We start from the raw sequence: 15,488 nt of genomic DNA, 5'->3' as shown, positions 1-15,488 counted from the left end.
CAGTAAACCACGGAGAAGCGCAGATGGTCGCGCATCGTCCTGCCTTCGATCTTCTGGTCCGGGTTGTAATGCTTGAAGGCCAGCGGGTTCCTGGATTTCGGCCCTTCGAATGGGATGTTGGAAACGTCTTTGAATGCAGCGGAGGTAGCCATAGCGGATGAATGTCACGCGACTGTCGCCATCGCGGCGAATGGTCGCATGGGATTGGATTGAGATTTTGGTTGTGTCACGACACGGCATGCCGGGGCGATTCCAGTTCTCCTCCGGCGTCGGAGTGTCTTAAAGCGTTGGTCCACGTTTTTTAGCTTCGATCGCCGCGACCATAGCAAAGTTTCAAAGTGTGGGAATGGAGGAAAATCTGATTTGCAGCGGGGGTTCAGTCGAGTCGGGGTGGCGAGCGATTGCATCCAAATCGCAGAATCCTCCATTCCCTCGTGGGGTTTCGCCCTGTTAGATTTCCGGAATGTTCCGACTGCTGCCACGGATGTCGAACCCCGTTCGCAATGCCGTCCTCGGCGTGCTGTGCGCGTGCGCATGCGCGGCCTGGTCGTGTCGAGCATCCACTTCCACTCCGACGCAACCTTCTCGGCAAGGCGCCCTGACGAGCGCGTTTGAATCAGGGCACCACCGCAACCTGTTTCTGGAGAGGGGATATTCCTCCAATGCGATCCGCGCGAAGATCGATGGAGCTTTTCAACAATTGTTCTTTGGAAAAGCCGACTCCGAGGCGGTTTACTTTCCTGCCGGGACGAACCAGAACGGCCCGCTGGCTTACATATGCGACATCAACAACAACGACGTGCGCTCCGAAGGCATGTCGTACGGAATGATGATCGCCGTGCAGTTGAATCGAAAGGCGGAGTTTGACGCCATCTGGAATTGGGCCAGGAGCTTCATGTATCACAGCGCGTCCAATCACCCGGCCCATGGATACTTTGCATGGTCGATGAAAACGAACGGTCTTCCGAACGACGAGATGCCTGCGCCGGACGGGGAGGAATACTTTGCAACGTCGCTCTACTTTGCGTCGCATCGCTGGGGTGATGGCAGGGGAATTCATGAATACGGCGCGCAGGCGGATCAGCTGCTCCAGGACTTCCTGCATCGGGAGATGATTGCCGGCCGCACGGTTTCAGGGGTGCAAACCGGCGTGACGATTTTTGATCCAGAGCGGGCGATGGTTCGGTTCACCCCGGATTTTCCGAACAGGAATCATACCGATCCATCGTATCATCTTCCCGCGTTTTACGAACTCTGGGCGTTGTGGGGACCTGACCGCGATCGCGAGTTCTGGCGGCGTGCTGCGGCTGTCAGCCGCGACTTCTTTCAACGTGCAGCGCATCCGCAGACGGGCCTGACCCCAGAGTACGCGAACTTTGACGGCACACCCTGGCGCGCGCCATGGAGCCGCGACAGCGACAAATTTCAATTCGACGCCTGGCGCACTGCAATGAACTGGTCAATGGATTGGGCGTGGTTCGGAAAAGATCGAAGAGCATGCGAGTTGAGCGATCGAATTCAAAAGTTCTTCGAGCAACAGGGAATCGATAAATACGGGAGCCGCTTCACGCTGTCGGGTCAGATGCTGGGTGCCGACCACACCGTGGGGATTGTGGCGATGAATGCAGTGGCGAGTCTTGCGGCAACGCACGAACGTTCGCATCGGTTCGTCGAAGAACTGTGGAATGCGCGGCCGCCCACGGGCCGGTATCGTTATTACGACGGCATGCTCTATCTCATGGGCTTGCTGCACTGCAGTGGAGAATTTCGCATTTGGAAACCTTGATATGAACAGACTTCAGATAACGAATACGCCTGAATCCGTCGCTCCCAGCGGAGCCGGCCGATGGAGAAATGTGGAGTGTTGGAAGTTGGAAACGACGCGGCGTTGCGGAAGGGATCAGAGCACTCTCCCACCGGGGCTTTCTCCGTCATCGATGTCGCGGACGGGGGCGGAAGAAAAGCGGAGGAGGAGCGGGGCAAGGTTGGTTTTGTTGCCTGTGTTAATGGCTCTCTTTTGTACCATTCCGCTATCCATGATTGCAGCCGAACCCATGTCTCAACGCATGTTCAGGAATCCCATTCTTCCCGGCTTTCACGCTGATCCGAGCATTTGCCGGGTTGGCAACGACTACTACATGGTTCACAGCACGTTCGAGTACTTTCCGGGCGTGCCGGTGTATCACAGCAAAGATCTGGTGAACTGGAATCTGATCGGTCACTGCCTGACGCGCAAAAGCCAGTTGAACCTGGAAACAATGCGAAGTTCGGGCGGGGTTTTCGCGCCGACAATCCGACACCACAACGGCACCTTTTTCATGATCACGACCGTGGTTGGAGGCGGCGGAAATTTTTATGTCACGGCGCGCAACGCTGCAGGCCCATGGTCAGATCCGGTCTGGCTCGATCGGGAGGGAATTGATCCGTCCCTGTTTTTTGATGAGGACGGCAAGGTTTATTACACGCGCCAGGTGGGTGGCGAACGCGGCTATTCCGGGCAGCAGTTGCTCAATCTCGAAACAGGCAAACTGGAAGGAGAACTTCGGGAACTGTGGCGCGGCACTGGCGGCGTGTGGCCCGAGGGTCCGCATCTTTACCGCATCAATGGCAAATATTACCTGATGATTTCCGAAGGGGGAACGAGTTATGACCATTCGATCACGGTGGCGCGCAGCGACTCTCCGTGGGGGCCGTTCGAGCCGAATCCCAAAAACCCCATTCTCACGCATCGCAATCGCCCGGATCACCCCTTCCAGGCGCTCGGACACGGCGACCTGGTGCAGACTCCGGACGGTTGGTGGATGGTGTTCCTGGGCTTCAGGCCGCAAGGGGGACAGTTTCATCACATTGGCCGCGAGACTTTCCTGGCGCGAGTGGATTGGGAAAACGGGTGGCCAGTGGTGAATGGGAATCAGCCAATCGCAGCGACACTTCCTGCGCCGCGGCTCGATCCGCATCCGTGGCCGCAACTGCCGGCGCGGGACGACTTCGAGGGAAAGGCGCTGCGACTGGACTGGCGTTACGTTCGGAACCCCAATGATGCTGACTATTCTTTGTCCGATCGAAAGGGCTGGTTTCGGTTGCGTGGCTCGGCAGTTACGCTCACAAACGAGTTGTCGCCGGCGTTCATTGGCCAGCCACAAACTGCATTGATTTGTCGTGCGGCGGCGAAACTGGAATTCAAGCCGGATCAGCCCAACGAGGAAGCGGGTGTCGTTCTGCGCGGCAATGAGCGGAACCACTACGCCATCGGCATCAACGTGCGTTCCGGGAAACGACACGTGTTCCTGCGCAAGGTGCTCAATGGCAAAATGGATATCTCGGATCCGGTCGCGATTCCGGATGGGGCAGTCATTCTTTCCGTAAAGGCGCAGCCCCTTGCGTATGAGTTCTTTTACCAGGTGGAAGGTGGTCAGGAGAAAAGTCTTGGAACTGCGAGAACGCGGGATCTATCGACTGAAACGCTGACAGCCCAGCCTGGCGCCAACTTCAATTTCACCGGAGTTTTCTTTGGCTTGTACGCCACCGGGAATGGCTCTGCCAGCGCGAGTCCGGCTGACTTCGATTGGTTTGAATATGAACCCGCGGCCGAGCCCTGAAACGGATTCGCATGTCCGCTGAAACCCGCCAGGTCCGCCGGGTATCGCAGCATGATGGAATCGCTGCCGGCTTTTCAAGGCGATGAAGGCCGCTGGAGGCAGTTGATCGATCGTCCGGATGCCTGGCTTGAATCTTCCGGGATCGCCATGGATGCGATGGATGTCGTCGTAACTTCACCCGAACGATCATCGTCTCGCCAGACTTGGACTTCATTCTTGACCCTGGGATTCGGATCGCTGTGTCGTTTGGAGAGGAAACGGCGGAGGGAGTGGCCATCCATCTGAAGGGCGGCAGCGCTGTTTCTGGAATTTACGAACGCGAAGCGTCGTTGAATGAAGGCGTGAAAATGCCCGTTCGCGTGTCGAATCCGCAGGACACGGCCGGCCAAAGACCTTCCCTATGAACCTCCTGATATTGCCCGCCATGATAACCCTCAGCTCGCTGGTTGGTTCCCTCGCGGCCGTTCCTCCGCGGGTGCTCGGAGAATTCGACGCGCATGGCGATATCGGGTCGCCCGCGCGCCAGGGTTCCGCAACGTATGACGCGGCAGCGCAGGAGTACACCGTGAGCGGCGCTGGAACGAACATGTGGCAGACGCGGGACCAGTTTCACTTCATTCACAGGCCGTTAAGCGGCAACTTCCTCCTGCGCACCCGATTTGAATGGCTGACGCCGGGTGTCGATCCTCATCGGAAAGCAGGATGGATGGCGCGCGAAAGCCTGGATCCTGAGGCGCGTTACGTGGATTGCGCCGTGCATGGTGATGGCCTGACATCGATTCAGTTTCGCCGCGTTCATGGCGGCCCAACGGAACAGATCGTCCTGCCCTCCACGAATGGCACTGTGCTGCAGTTCGAACGGCGCGGAAACACGTTCATCTTTTCTGTCGCGGCCTTTGGAGAAACATTCGTCAGCGGCGAGATCAAGGAATTTGAGCTGAGTGATTCCGTTCAGGCCGGGTTGTTCGTTTGCTCGCACAACGGAGAGGTGATCGAGACCGCGAAGTTTCGCGATGTTCGGATCATTCGGCCCGTGCGGCAGGGGTTCACGCCGTATCGCGATTACATCGGAAGCGTCCTTGAGATTCTCGATGTGCATTCAGGCCGGCTTGAGAAGATTCACCAGTCAAAGCAGCCGTTCGAGGCGCCGAACTGGACGGTTGATGGCAAGGCTTTGATTTACAACAACAGCGGACGCGCGGGCAACTGGGGCAGTTTGGTGCGCTTTGATCTGGCGACACGAACGCCGGTATTCGTGAACACGGGGTTTGCCAATCGCAATAACAACGACCACGTCCTTTCCTTCGATGGTTCGATGCTGGGCATCAGCGATCAAAGTGCACCGGGAGGCGAGTCGACGATCTACACGCTGTCTGCGACGGGAGGCATTCCAAAACGGATCACGCCACGAACTCCGTCGTACCTGCATGGCTGGTCGCCCGACGGCAAGTGGCTTGTCTACACGGGAGGCCGCAGCAGCAAGTATGACATCTATAAGATTCGTTCGGATGGCGGGAGCCAGGAGGTGCGTCTGACCGATTCGCCCGGATTGAACGACGGTCCCGAATTCACGCCTGATGGCAAATACATCTACTTCAACTCCACTCGCGGCGGGCGCATGCAACTCTGGCGCATGAAGCCTGACGGCAGCGAGCAGGAACAGGTGACGAATGACGAGTTCAACAATTGGTTCCCGCACATTTCACCGGACGGAAAGTGGATAGTGTTCATCAGTTTTCCGGGAGACATCGATCCGCGCGACCACCCGTACTACAAGCAGTGTTACCTGCGGCTGATGCCGTTCGCGGGCGGAACGGCGAAGGTGATCGCGTATGTTTACGGCGGGCAGGGGACGATCAATGTGCCGTCGTGGTCACCCGACAGCCGGCGAATTGCTTTCGTGACAAACTCGGATCTGACGGAAGACTGACGGGTTGAAGATTTCCGAAGCAGCCGCATCAGGCGCTGCGGAGCAGCAGCCAGAATCGGCTGCCGTTACCCGGGAAGGATTCCACACCGCAGCTCCCGCCAAGCCGGTCCATGGCTCTCGCGACTATCGCCAGTCCGATGCCGGTGCCTTCATATTGCTCCGGTGAATGCAGGCGTTCGAAGATCCCGAAAATTTTCTCCTGTGATTCCGGCGGGATTCCAATGCCATTGTCTTCGACCCAGATGCGCACCAGTTTCTCGCCCGGCTGTTCTGGTGCCGCGGCCGTAATCGTGGACGTGTCTGGCGCACCGCCAAGCCTCAGGTTGTAGGCAAGATGCCGCGGGGGAAGCAGCCTGGCTTGAATGACCTCACTCCGAACCACGATGCGAGGCGCGTTGCCTGGCGCGATGAATTTAACGGCGTTATCCAAAAGGTTGGAAAGGCAGTGTTGCAAAAGCGTGCGGTGTCCGATTACGCGATGCAGCGGTTGTTGAACTGACAGGACAGTGTCATTCAGGGTCGGTCGCAACAACTGAAGATCGCGCACCAGTTCCTCCAAATCGACGACGGAAAGCGTCACATCCTGGCGCGAAATGGTGCTGAACTGAAGCAGGTCGCGGGTGATTGCCTCGAGCCGGCCCGCTGCCCGTTCGATTCGCGCCAGGTAGTGGCGCCCGTTTGGTGGAAATAACTCAGGTTCGGCCTCTGCCTGCTCGAGCAGCACCTGGGCGTACCCCTTCAACGCACGAATCGGGGCTCGCAGGTCATGCGCCACCGTATACGAGAAGCTTTCCAGCTGCACCACCGTGTCCTGCAGCCTTGCAGTCCGTTCCAGCACCTTTGCTTCGAGGTCCTCCGCATGGTGACGCAGTTCGCGCTCGGCGCGTTGGAGAGCGGTTTCAGTCAATGCACGATCCAGGGCGATCGCCACGTACTGCACCACGGAAGCGAGCAGTTCCAGGTCTTCGGACGAAAACGAGCTGTGTGTCCGCGTGCCGAACGTCAGCGTGCCGATCAGCCGCGTTCCGACAAGCAGCGGGTAGCCGACGAGAGCAAGGAACCCCATCGACCGCTCACGCGCGAGCCGTGCTTCGGTCGTGGTTTGAAGATCGCTGACGAGGACGCTGGAACGCTGCGCCGCCACCAGGCCGCCCAGCGAATCCTGTGGTCGCGGTGATTCCAACCCGCGGCGTTGTTCATCAGAGACTCCTGTTGCGCCATGCAGGCGGACCGCGCCGGAGGCAGGCTCGACCATGTGATGAAAACACGCGTCCACCCGCACGCAGTCCGCGAGCTTTGGGAACAGTTCCTTCACCATGGTTTCCGGGTCGCGCGTCCTTAGCAGATGCGCCAGCGCGGATGAAAGCAATTGGTCCCGCTCCTGTTTGCGTGCGAGAATCATCGACTGCACTTCCCGCTGCGTCACGTCCTCGATGATCGTGATGGTGCCGCAAACGCTGCCTGAAACCAGAAGTGGTGCGATTCGGGCCGTTTGCTGCATGTGCTCGCAGCCCGCGTCCCGAACGGTCGGAACGAAGGGCAGGAGAAACCCGTGGAACGCGGTCGACAGCACAATCACTTCACCGAGGGCGGCGCGCCGGAAATGCTCGTCGAGTTTTCGAGTGCGAAGATCGGGGAACACCTCGAACACACCGCGCCCGATCACCAGCGATGCTGCGAGTCCGCTGTGCGTCTCCAGCCATTCGTTCCAGGATTTGATCCTGAAGTTGCAGTCCGTCGTGAAGATGCCGTAGGGCGCTAGCTCCTGCATCCACGCAAGCATTGCGGCGTGATGGGAGGGAACAGCGGGAATGGGAAGGCTGGCGTCCAGGTTCGAAGGCATAGCCGCGGAAATCAGGCTACCTGACGGTCCTCCCAGCGTTTCAGTTCGACCAGGAGGCGATCCAGGGACGTCACTCCAAGGATGATTACGAGGTAGCCAGCGACGTTGCTTGTGCGTACGTGAAAGCGCGTATGGATCATGAGCGCGAAGCGAAGTTCCTGGTCCCGCACAGTGATCGAATTCAGCACGGCCTCGATCGAATCCACGTGCATGCGTGGCACAGAGAAGGTGACCTGCACCTGCAGCAGGTTTCCAAACACGCCCAGGCACGCGTTCAGCAGGATGTTTCCCACCTCGGTAATGACCTCGCGCACTCCGCTATCCAGACTGCGCGCCACCGTCCTCTCATCCATCAACAACTGATTCAGCATGAGCGCAGCGCGTTCGTCCAGCAGCAGAAGGGCGTTGCCTGCGACCGGGCCGGAGAAGACCTGGTTGACACTCGCAACCTCGCCGTGAATCACTTCTCGCAGCGAACCGGTGATCTCATCGATGGTATGCACTGCCACGCGCGGTACTTCCAGCGTGATGCGATGCCCCGTCAATTCCGAAAGTGCCCCCGCGGCGCGAGCGTAGCCGATGTTGATCAACTCCGTCAGAGAGTCGGTTTGATTTTCTGTCAGTTCCATACCATCTCTCCCTGGAGAACCGCTGAGACGATCCGCACCACTTCGTCCCGGTTTAATGGTTTGTTGATCATCGCCGAAGCTCCCGCGGACTGCGCCTGTTCGCGGGTTGATTTTTGAATATCTGCCGTTGCCACGATGATTTTGGCATCTGGATTCAATTCACGAACTTTCGTGAGCACTTCAAGGCCATACATGCCTTCCATGACCATGTCGAGGAAGACGACATCGGGACGGTTGATGTAATACCGTTCCAACGCCGCGGCTCCGTCCGCAGCCTCGTCGACGATATGGCCCTGTTGCTCGAGGATCTGTCGCAACGTGCGGCGCGCCAGGCTCGAATCGTCCACAATCAGTATTCGTGCGCTCATATTTTTTCCATGATGGACTGTGCCATTTGTTCCAGCGGAACGGCGCCATCACTGAGTCCCGCTTCGACGACAACGCGTGGCATCCCGTAAATAACGCAACTTTCTTCGGCTTCAGTCAATATGGTTCCTCCGCGCGCCTTAATCCAGGCGGCACCTTCCTTCCCATCCGAACCCATTCCTGTCATCACGACACCCAGCACACGTTCACCATAAACCTCGGCTGCCGATTGGAACAGCACATCCACGGCGGGCCGGTGGGGCAAGTCGAGCGGTTGTATGGACATCTGTGCAACGACGTTGCCCGCGGGCGAACGGCGCACGAGCAAATGGCGCCCCGCCTGGGCGACCAGTACCTTTCCAGGTTCCAGCACTTCGCCCTCCCGTGCCTCCATGACGTTTAGAGCACATAACTCATTGAGCTTCTGTGCGTACAGGTGGGTGTATCCCACAGGCATGTGCAGAACGACCGCAATGGGGATCGAAAACTGTGCCGGGAATTGCGGTATGATGTGGCGAAGAGCCTGGGGCCCGCCGGTTGAGATTCCAATCACCACGATATCTGCCCGCGAGGGCGGCCGGAGCCCGCCTCCCGGCATCGGAATGCGAGACTTCGCAGGCCGGGGGCGTGGGCGTCCAACAGGAGCCCGTGACGCTGCCTTGACCTTGTCGACCAACTGCTCGCGAATGCCGAGGAGATCGTCGTTAGCGAGCGCAGTCGGCTTTTGAACGATGTCCACCGCTCCGGCGTCCATGGCGAGCAGCGCGCGTTCCCCGTCTTCGGGAGACGCCGTCAGGATCAGGATCGGAATCGGCGCGCGAGACATTTGTTCGCGGACGAAGCCGACCCCGTCCAGCTTGGGCATCATGAGATCGCAGGTGATCACTTGCGGATTCAATTGCTGCGCGAGTTCAAGCGCTTCCTGGCCATCGCGGGCAGCGCCCACGACTTCGATGTAGGGACAGCGCGAGAGCATTTCGCGGACAACTTTTCGTACGAAGGCGGAATCATCGACGATCAACGTGCGAATCAATTGATTCATGCGCTGGGAGCCTCCTCAGGCCTCGGCTTCCGGACATAGACAAACGCGTCATTCATTTCTTCCAGGTCGAAGTCCGACGTGAGTTTTATCAACGATTCCGAAGCGCCGACGAACAGGTAGGCATGTGAAGGCATGAATTGCGCAAAGGTGCTGAGGGTTTTGCGGATGGCTTCGGGTGAAAAGTAGATGAACACGTTGCGGCAGAACACCACGGGAGCCTCGGCGAGGTGCCCAATTTCCTGCCGGGAAACGATGTTCGCCCGATGAAATTTTACGCGGCGGATGATTGAGGAATCGAGCTGCCATCGGCCGTCCTGTTCAGTGAAGTAGCGCGCCCGCAGTTCGGGAGAGAGGGATCGAAATGAGCGTTCGCGGAAAAGACCCTGCCTCGCCTTGTCCAGGGCGCTGACGCTCGCATCGCTCGCAACGATATCAATTGGATGGTTGCCCCACCCGGCTTCCTGGAGGGCAAGGGCGACGGTATATGGTTCCTCGCCGGTGGCGCAGGCGGCACTCCAGATGCGTAGTGTTGTGTGATGGGTGGCGAACCACGCAGGCACAATCACTTCAACGAGGAGCTGCACCTGGGGGAACTCCCGCCAAAAATAGGTTTCCTGGACCGACAGCGCATCCATGACCTTTTCCCACTCGGCCGCCCCATCGTGGTCGTATTTCAGGAGGTAGTAGTAATCGAGCAGGGATTGGCAGTTCCGTGCCCTGGCTGGTTCCTGGAGCTTTTCCAGCATGGTGTCCAGCCGGGATGTATCGAAATACATGCCGATCCGCTCATGGACCAGGTCACGCAGCAGAATGGAAATGCCGTTCGGCAGGGATAAGGGTGCTTCCTGGGCCAAAGCCATAGGTGGTTAGCTCCTGGCGAGGTGCGACCCGTTCGTCACCGTGTCCCGGCGCCTGGCCAGAGAGGGTCTGCGCCCGCCCCGGCTGCTCCCGTTTCCGTTGCGGGTTCCGGCAATCTCGCGCAACTCGCCCGAATGCATTAACAGATCCTCCGAGGTGGTTTGCACCGATTTTGCGTCCTGTGCGTTGTGGCCTGCCACCTCGCGAATTTCGAGGAGCGATCGCAGGACTTGCTCGGCTGACAACGAATGTTCCGTGTTTGCCTGCGTGATCAGCCGGATCTGTTTCGCGACATTCTGTGATGCCGTCGTCAAATCCTTCGAGCCCCTGGCCTGCTCCGCCACGGCGCGCGATAATTGTTCGGCCTGCTGCCGCACGCTTTCCGTGGCCGCCGAAATCTGTGCCGTTCCGCTGGACTGCTCCGTCATCGAGCGGTTTACTGCCGCTATCAAATTTGCGAGGCGTTCAGCTTCCTTGGACACCTGTTCTGTCGCGGTCGCCTGCTCGGAAAGAGCGCGCGATGTTGAGGCGCCGCCTTTGCGCATTGAATCGACGGCCTGGACAATTTGCGAAAGTCCGCTTGCCTGCTCCGTGGTGGCGCGGCGCAGTTGGATCGCAATGTTGTTGGAATTCTGCGCCGCCTTGATCACTTCGCGCGCGGCCCGCCCATGTTCGCCCATTGCCTGGGCGACTTCCTTGGAGACCTTCCTCATCTGCGCTGTGGCCTTGACGATATTGCCCGCGCCCTTGGCCTGCTCGGCCGTTGCCCCGGCGATCTGACGGGCTTCGGTGGCGGTGGTGGACACTGCTTCGCTGACGTGTTTGCCCGCGACGAGCTGCTCTTCCGTGGCGCGGCTGATCTGGCCCACGACTGTCGACGCTTCCGTGATGCTATTGAGAATTCGCCGCAAACCTTCCAACCCCGATTCCGATTGCTTGTTGCTGTCCTCTGCCACGCGCAGGTTGTGATTTGCGGATTCGGTCGCGTCCCGCGTGCTTTCCTGCAGCGCACGGACAATCTGGCCGATGTCCGCGGTGGCGCGCGCGCAACGGTCGGCCAGGTTGCGGATTTCCTCGGCAACCACCGCGAACCCGCGCCCCGCGTCGCCGGCGCGAGCGGCTTCGATGGAGGCATTGAGGGAAAGCAGGTTGGTGCGTTCGGCGATCACGTTGATCGTGTCAACAATCCCCGTGATTTCCATGGTGCGCTTATTGAGGTCGCGCATGGCGTTTGTTGTGCTCCCCATGGCTGTCGCGACTTTGCCAATTCCCTCGATCGAGCGCTGGATGGTCTGGCCGCCGGCTTCAGCGTCGTGGGAGGCGCGTTTGGTGATTTCCTCAGCATGCTTGGCGAGGGCCGCCACGGAGCGGCTGGAACGGTCCATCTGAGTCGCGCTGGTGGCGGCGTTGTTCGCGGCTTCTGCGATCTTCGAGCCGCTCTGCGCCACCCCCTGGATGGACCTCGCCATTTCTTCGATCGACGAGGCCGTTTCCTCAACGGAGGACGCTAGTCCTTCGGACATCGCGCCGACCTCTTCGATCGACGCCGCCATTTCATTCATCGCTGACGAAGTCTCTTCCGAAGCGGCTGTGAGATCATCTGCGTTCGTTACCACTCCCTGAATGGAGCGGTTCATTTGCTCGATCGAGGTGCCTGTCTGGTTCAGCGAGGTGACGAGTTCGTCGGTGTCCCTCGTGACTCGCCGAACCGAGGCGGCAACTTCAACGGCAGATGTGGTGAGTTCCTGCGCGGAAGCCGCCATTTCGCTAGTCGTGTCAGTCACGGCCGAGGTGCTCGCGCTGATCTGCTGGATCGAGACGGAAGTTTGTGAAATGGCGGATGCGACGGACGCAGCGTTCGCCGTCACCTGCTCGATGGAAGCTGAAACCTCATTGATGGAGGAGGCCATCTCTTCCGAAGAAGCAGCCACCGATTCGACCTGGCGGGCGGTTTCTTTGAGCGACGCGGTCATCTGGTTGGCCTGGCTTGCGGCGCTGTCGAGAGAGCGGTTCTGGGTTTCGGCGCCTGTGGCGACGCGCGCAATCACACGGGTGATCTGGTCCGCCGAGTCCACCACGCGGACCGCAACATCACGGAGTTGATGGTTCTGGCGCGAACGGGTGCGCGTTGGCTTGGATTTTTGCTTTGCTTTCATGGGTTGGCGTGAACGGCTTCGGTTGAGCTCGATGGGACGGCGGCCAGACCGCGCGCAGTATCAATCATGCGGCCGGCCCCGCCGTGGTTGAGAACCGCGGCCAGGTTTAGTAAAAGAATCAGGCGATCATTCAAGGTCGCAACACCGCGCAAGTAATTGCGATCCACACCCGCAAGGGTTTCGTCGATCGAACGGATCGCGTTGTCGGGGATCGCCCGAAATTCGCGGGCAGCATCAACGATCAATGCCACCGTGCGTTGATGAATATCCACAACGATCACGCGGGTGCGCAGAGTGTGCGGCTCGCGTGGGAATCCGAAACGCATGCGAAGGTTCATTGCCGGGATGACCTGGCCGCGAGAGAAAATCACGCCTTCGACCGCAGGGTTCGCGTTCGGGACGGGTGTCACGTGATCCAGCATTTCGATGTGCTGAACTTCCCGGCTCGGCAGGGCGTACGTCGTGCCCGCGAGTTCAAACAACACATAGGTCTCGTTAGCCATAAAACTTAGATTGCGATCGCAACGGTTCGAGCCGTCGCGGCGTCCGCGTCGTCTTCGTTCGGACGCACAATGCCGCCCGTCAGGGCGGCTGCGTCGAGGATCAGCACGGGCCTGCCATCGCCGAGTTCCGTTGCCCCTGCAACACCCGCGACCTGGATCAGCGGATCGCGCAGAGGGCGGACAACAACTTCGCGTTGCCCCAGGATTCGGCTGACCACGAGCCCAGCGCTTCCACGCTCGGAATTCAGGACGAGAATGACCTCGCTGCCAGGTTGTGCTTCCATTGCAAAGAGTGAGCGTAAGCGCACTAGCGGCAAAATTCCATCGCGGTAGGGAATTACCTCGGTTTCATTGACACGCCTGATCGTTGAAGGATCGAGCCGCAGCACTTCGCGAACATAGCTGTGCGGCAAGGCGCAGGTTTGTGCGCCGACGGTGATGAGAAAAACGTCTGCGATGGCCAGCGTAAGCGGGAGCCGCAACTTGAAGTGAACGCCCTCTCCTGGACGGGTCTCGAGGGCAAGGATCCCGCCCAGTTCGCGAACTATTTTTTGCACCACTGCCATGCCGACACCGCGCCCCGCGGAACGATCGGCCTCATCGCGCGTCGAGAAACCCGGCATCGTGAGCAACTTCAACAGCGCATTGCCATTCAAGTTCTCGGGCGCGGGCAATCCGCGCTCAGCAGCACGCCGGCGCACCGCTTCCAAATCGACGCCCCGGCCGTCATCACCCACTTCGATCATCACGGAATCGCCGAGAGTGGATGCACGCAGGAAGATGGTGGCTTCGGCTGGCTTGCCCGAGGCGACACGCATTGCGGGCGGCTCGATTCCGTGGCTCACAGAATTCCGCACGAGGTGCAACAACGGGTCCTTCAGCCGCTCGACGACGTACTTGTCTAGTTCTGTCTGCTGGCCGGAAAGTGTGAGGCGAACCTGCTTGCCGGAATCCCGCGCCAAATCGCGGACCACGAAGGGCAGCCGCGCGAAGATCTCTGCTGCGGGAACGAGGCGAACCCGCATGATGCCTTCGCGTAGTTCCCGAAGATCACGCGCCATGGCGTTCGTCGCTTCCTGCAGTCCGCGTGTGTCGGCCCCCGGATTTTCGCGGGACAAACGCTGGAGTTGGTCTTCAAGCCTCGCGCGGTGAATAACCATTTCTCCCGTGATGCGCATCAGCTCATCCAGCTTGCTGAGATCCACCCGAACCACGTGGGATGGCGCCACGAACGGACCTGCTGCCGCTGCGGACTGCGGCGTGTGCGTGTCTTGGACCGTCTTCACGTGTGCGGAGGGCGACGCATAAAAAGGGGCGATGCGGACACCGTCGTTCTCCCATGCGCTCAGGTCTGCCGGGGTTTCAGCGAGGGCAACAACGAAATCAAAACTGATCGTCCCCCCGGGATGCACCTGCGGGATTCCATCCAGAATTTCACCCAAGCCCGAAATGCGCGAGCGGATCCAACCCACATTCACCCCGCGCTGGTCCAGGCCCTGGCTGGGCGCAAACGTAAACCGCCAGACACTCAATCCACGGGCACGAGCCTGTTCCGCGCGCGCCAGCAGGTCGGGTTTGACAGCGTTCACAGGCGCTGCGGTAGGGACAGGGGGCGTGTCGTCGGATTTTCCGGCGAGTTGATGCAAGCTTGCCAGCAACGGTCCAATCTCGGGGATGGGTTTTGAGGCGCGCTGACCCGCAACGATCTCTTCAAGCCGTTGCGCCGATGCCATCAGAAGGTCCAGGCTTTCCGTGCGAAGGATTACCTTTCCAGCGGACAATTCGCGGATGAAATCCTCCGCCGCATGGGAAAGGTTTTCGGCAGCCCTGAGACCAACGATCGCCGCATTTCCCTTGAACGAATGAAAACTTCTGAAGAGCCGTTCCACAGCTTCCGCATCGGCCTCCGCCATGCCGACGGATTCTTCAAGGCGGACAAGGTTCTCCCGGATCGCAGTCAACTGCTCGTCGCATTCGACGTAGAAGTCGTCGAGCATCTCCGCGTTGAGACCCGCTGGAAGTTCCGAATTCATCGGGGGACGGTTACGACGTGCGGCTGAGGGCTGCTGCGGGAGGTGCCGCTTTGCCGGCGGCCTGGATGCGCCGCCGCAGATCGTCAGGCGAAAGGGGCTTGACCAGGTAATCCATGATTCCAAATTCCCGTGCGGTTTGCAGGTCGGAGGGATGATCCGATCCGCTGAGAATCGCGATCCTCAGTCCACCCAGCATCGAACGATCCTTCAGCCATTGCAGAATGTCGAAGCCGGAATAGACGGGCAGCTTTAGATCGAGGAAAATGAGATCAGGGGTCGCATGCTTGCCTTCAGAGAGTTCCGTGAGAAAAGTAATCGCCTCGCTGCCGCCCGGCAGGTGGGTCACCTCTGCAGGCAACCCCGTTCCCTTCAATGCATGAAAGAAGAAAAACGCGTCGTCCTCAGAATCCTCGATTAAAACTATGTTCACGGGAGTGGTTGTACAAAGTCACAGTCGTTGAATGATCCGCCAGCGTGCCCAATTCAAAATAGGGTCAGAACCTACTGCTGCTGACCCCCGTCCCGTTAG

The 15,488-nt window shown here is 59.3% G+C and carries 13 protein-coding genes; 3 read left to right on the top strand and 10 right to left on the bottom strand.

The window, feature by feature from the left end; all coding sequences use genetic code 11:
- Positions 1-152, bottom strand: a 152-nt coding sequence (locus tag VEH04_14670; GenBank protein ID HYG24021.1) for a xylose isomerase, incomplete at its 3' end; no start/stop codon positions are given.
- A 332-nt stretch (positions 153-484) separates the two neighbouring features.
- Between VEH04_14670 and VEH04_14665 the strand changes: the two genes are divergently transcribed.
- The 3 genes from VEH04_14665 (at position 485) to VEH04_14655 (ending at position 5,529) form a co-directional block, all read left to right on the top strand.
- Complete coding sequence (locus VEH04_14665; GenBank protein HYG24020.1) at positions 485-1,786, top strand: glycosyl hydrolase family 8; 1,302 nt, start codon at positions 485-487, stop codon at positions 1,784-1,786.
- A gap of 250 nt (positions 1,787-2,036) precedes the next feature.
- A complete protein-coding gene (locus VEH04_14660) occupies positions 2,037-3,599 on the top strand; it encodes a glycoside hydrolase family 43 protein (protein ID HYG24019.1) in 1,563 nt (520 codons plus the stop codon).
- A gap of 400 nt (positions 3,600-3,999) precedes the next feature.
- Positions 4,000-5,529, top strand: coding sequence for a biopolymer transporter TolR (locus VEH04_14655; GenBank protein ID HYG24018.1), 1,530 nt, complete (start codon positions 4,000-4,002; stop codon positions 5,527-5,529).
- A gap of 28 nt (positions 5,530-5,557) precedes the next feature.
- Here the strand turns inward: VEH04_14655 and VEH04_14650 are convergent, their stop codons facing one another.
- The 9 genes from VEH04_14650 to VEH04_14610 are packed head-to-tail and all read right to left on the bottom strand — an operon-like array spanning position 5,558 to position 15,389.
- Positions 5,558-7,372, bottom strand: a complete 1,815-nt coding sequence (locus tag VEH04_14650; protein HYG24017.1) for an ATP-binding protein — start codon at positions 7,370-7,372, stop codon at positions 5,558-5,560.
- 11 nt (positions 7,373-7,383) lie between these two features.
- Entirely contained in the window at positions 7,384-8,001 is a 618-nt protein-coding gene (locus tag VEH04_14645; protein ID HYG24016.1) for a chemotaxis protein CheC, read from the bottom strand.
- Positions 7,992-8,369: a response regulator gene (locus VEH04_14640; GenBank protein HYG24015.1), complete on the bottom strand. Its 378-nt coding sequence runs from the start codon at positions 8,367-8,369 to the stop codon at positions 7,992-7,994. The genes VEH04_14645 and VEH04_14640 overlap by 10 nt, the downstream gene beginning before the upstream one ends.
- Positions 8,366-9,409: a chemotaxis response regulator protein-glutamate methylesterase gene (locus tag VEH04_14635; GenBank protein ID HYG24014.1), complete on the bottom strand. Its 1,044-nt coding sequence runs from the start codon at positions 9,407-9,409 to the stop codon at positions 8,366-8,368. Before VEH04_14635 ends, VEH04_14640 begins: the two co-directional genes overlap by 4 nt.
- Positions 9,406-10,269, bottom strand: a complete 864-nt coding sequence (locus VEH04_14630) for a protein-glutamate O-methyltransferase CheR (GenBank protein ID HYG24013.1) — start codon at positions 10,267-10,269, stop codon at positions 9,406-9,408. The genes VEH04_14635 and VEH04_14630 overlap by 4 nt, the downstream gene beginning before the upstream one ends.
- Before the next feature lie 6 nt (positions 10,270-10,275).
- Positions 10,276-12,423, bottom strand: a complete 2,148-nt coding sequence (locus tag VEH04_14625; GenBank protein HYG24012.1) for a methyl-accepting chemotaxis protein — start codon at positions 12,421-12,423, stop codon at positions 10,276-10,278.
- Positions 12,420-12,926 carry a chemotaxis protein CheW gene (locus VEH04_14620; protein ID HYG24011.1) on the bottom strand — a complete coding sequence of 169 codons (507 nt, stop codon included), beginning with the start codon at positions 12,924-12,926 and terminating at the stop codon, positions 12,420-12,422. Before VEH04_14620 ends, VEH04_14625 begins: the two co-directional genes overlap by 4 nt.
- Before the next feature lie 5 nt (positions 12,927-12,931).
- On the bottom strand, positions 12,932-14,959 hold the full coding sequence (locus tag VEH04_14615; protein HYG24010.1) for a chemotaxis protein CheA: 2,028 nt from the start codon (positions 14,957-14,959) through the stop codon (positions 12,932-12,934).
- A gap of 10 nt (positions 14,960-14,969) precedes the next feature.
- A complete protein-coding gene (locus VEH04_14610; GenBank protein ID HYG24009.1) occupies positions 14,970-15,389 on the bottom strand; it encodes a response regulator in 420 nt (139 codons plus the stop codon).
- Positions 15,390-15,488 lie beyond the last annotated feature (99 nt).

It is taken from the genome of Verrucomicrobiia bacterium (assembly GCA_035629175.1).
GTDB lineage: Bacteria > Verrucomicrobiota > Verrucomicrobiia > Limisphaerales > DASXHY01 > DASXHY01.
This window is presented reverse-complemented; position numbering and strand designations above follow the sequence as displayed.

Bases quoted from the DNA above. Each gene is read 5' to 3' on its own strand.
- VEH04_14665 (HYG24020.1), top strand. From the start codon at position 485: ATGTCGAACCCCGTTCGCAATGCCGTCCTCGGCGTGCTGTGCGCGTGC.
- VEH04_14660 (HYG24019.1), top strand. From the start codon at position 2,037: ATGATTGCAGCCGAACCCATGTCTCAACGCATGTTCAGGAATCCCATT.
- VEH04_14620 (HYG24011.1), bottom strand. From the start codon at position 12,926: ATGGCTAACGAGACCTATGTGTTGTTTGAACTCGCGGGCACGACGTAC.
- VEH04_14655 (HYG24018.1), top strand. From the start codon at position 4,000: ATGAACCTCCTGATATTGCCCGCCATGATAACCCTCAGCTCGCTGGTT.
- VEH04_14650 (HYG24017.1), bottom strand. From the start codon at position 7,372: ATGCCTTCGAACCTGGACGCCAGCCTTCCCATTCCCGCTGTTCCCTCC.
- VEH04_14615 (HYG24010.1), bottom strand. From the start codon at position 14,959: ATGAATTCGGAACTTCCAGCGGGTCTCAACGCGGAGATGCTCGACGAC.
- VEH04_14625 (HYG24012.1), bottom strand. From the start codon at position 12,423: ATGAAAGCAAAGCAAAAATCCAAGCCAACGCGCACCCGTTCGCGCCAG.
- VEH04_14640 (HYG24015.1), bottom strand. From the start codon at position 8,369: ATGAGCGCACGAATACTGATTGTGGACGATTCGAGCCTGGCGCGCCGC.
- VEH04_14645 (HYG24016.1), bottom strand. From the start codon at position 8,001: ATGGAACTGACAGAAAATCAAACCGACTCTCTGACGGAGTTGATCAAC.
- VEH04_14635 (HYG24014.1), bottom strand. From the start codon at position 9,409: ATGAATCAATTGATTCGCACGTTGATCGTCGATGATTCCGCCTTCGTA.
- VEH04_14630 (HYG24013.1), bottom strand. From the start codon at position 10,269: ATGGCTTTGGCCCAGGAAGCACCCTTATCCCTGCCGAACGGCATTTCC.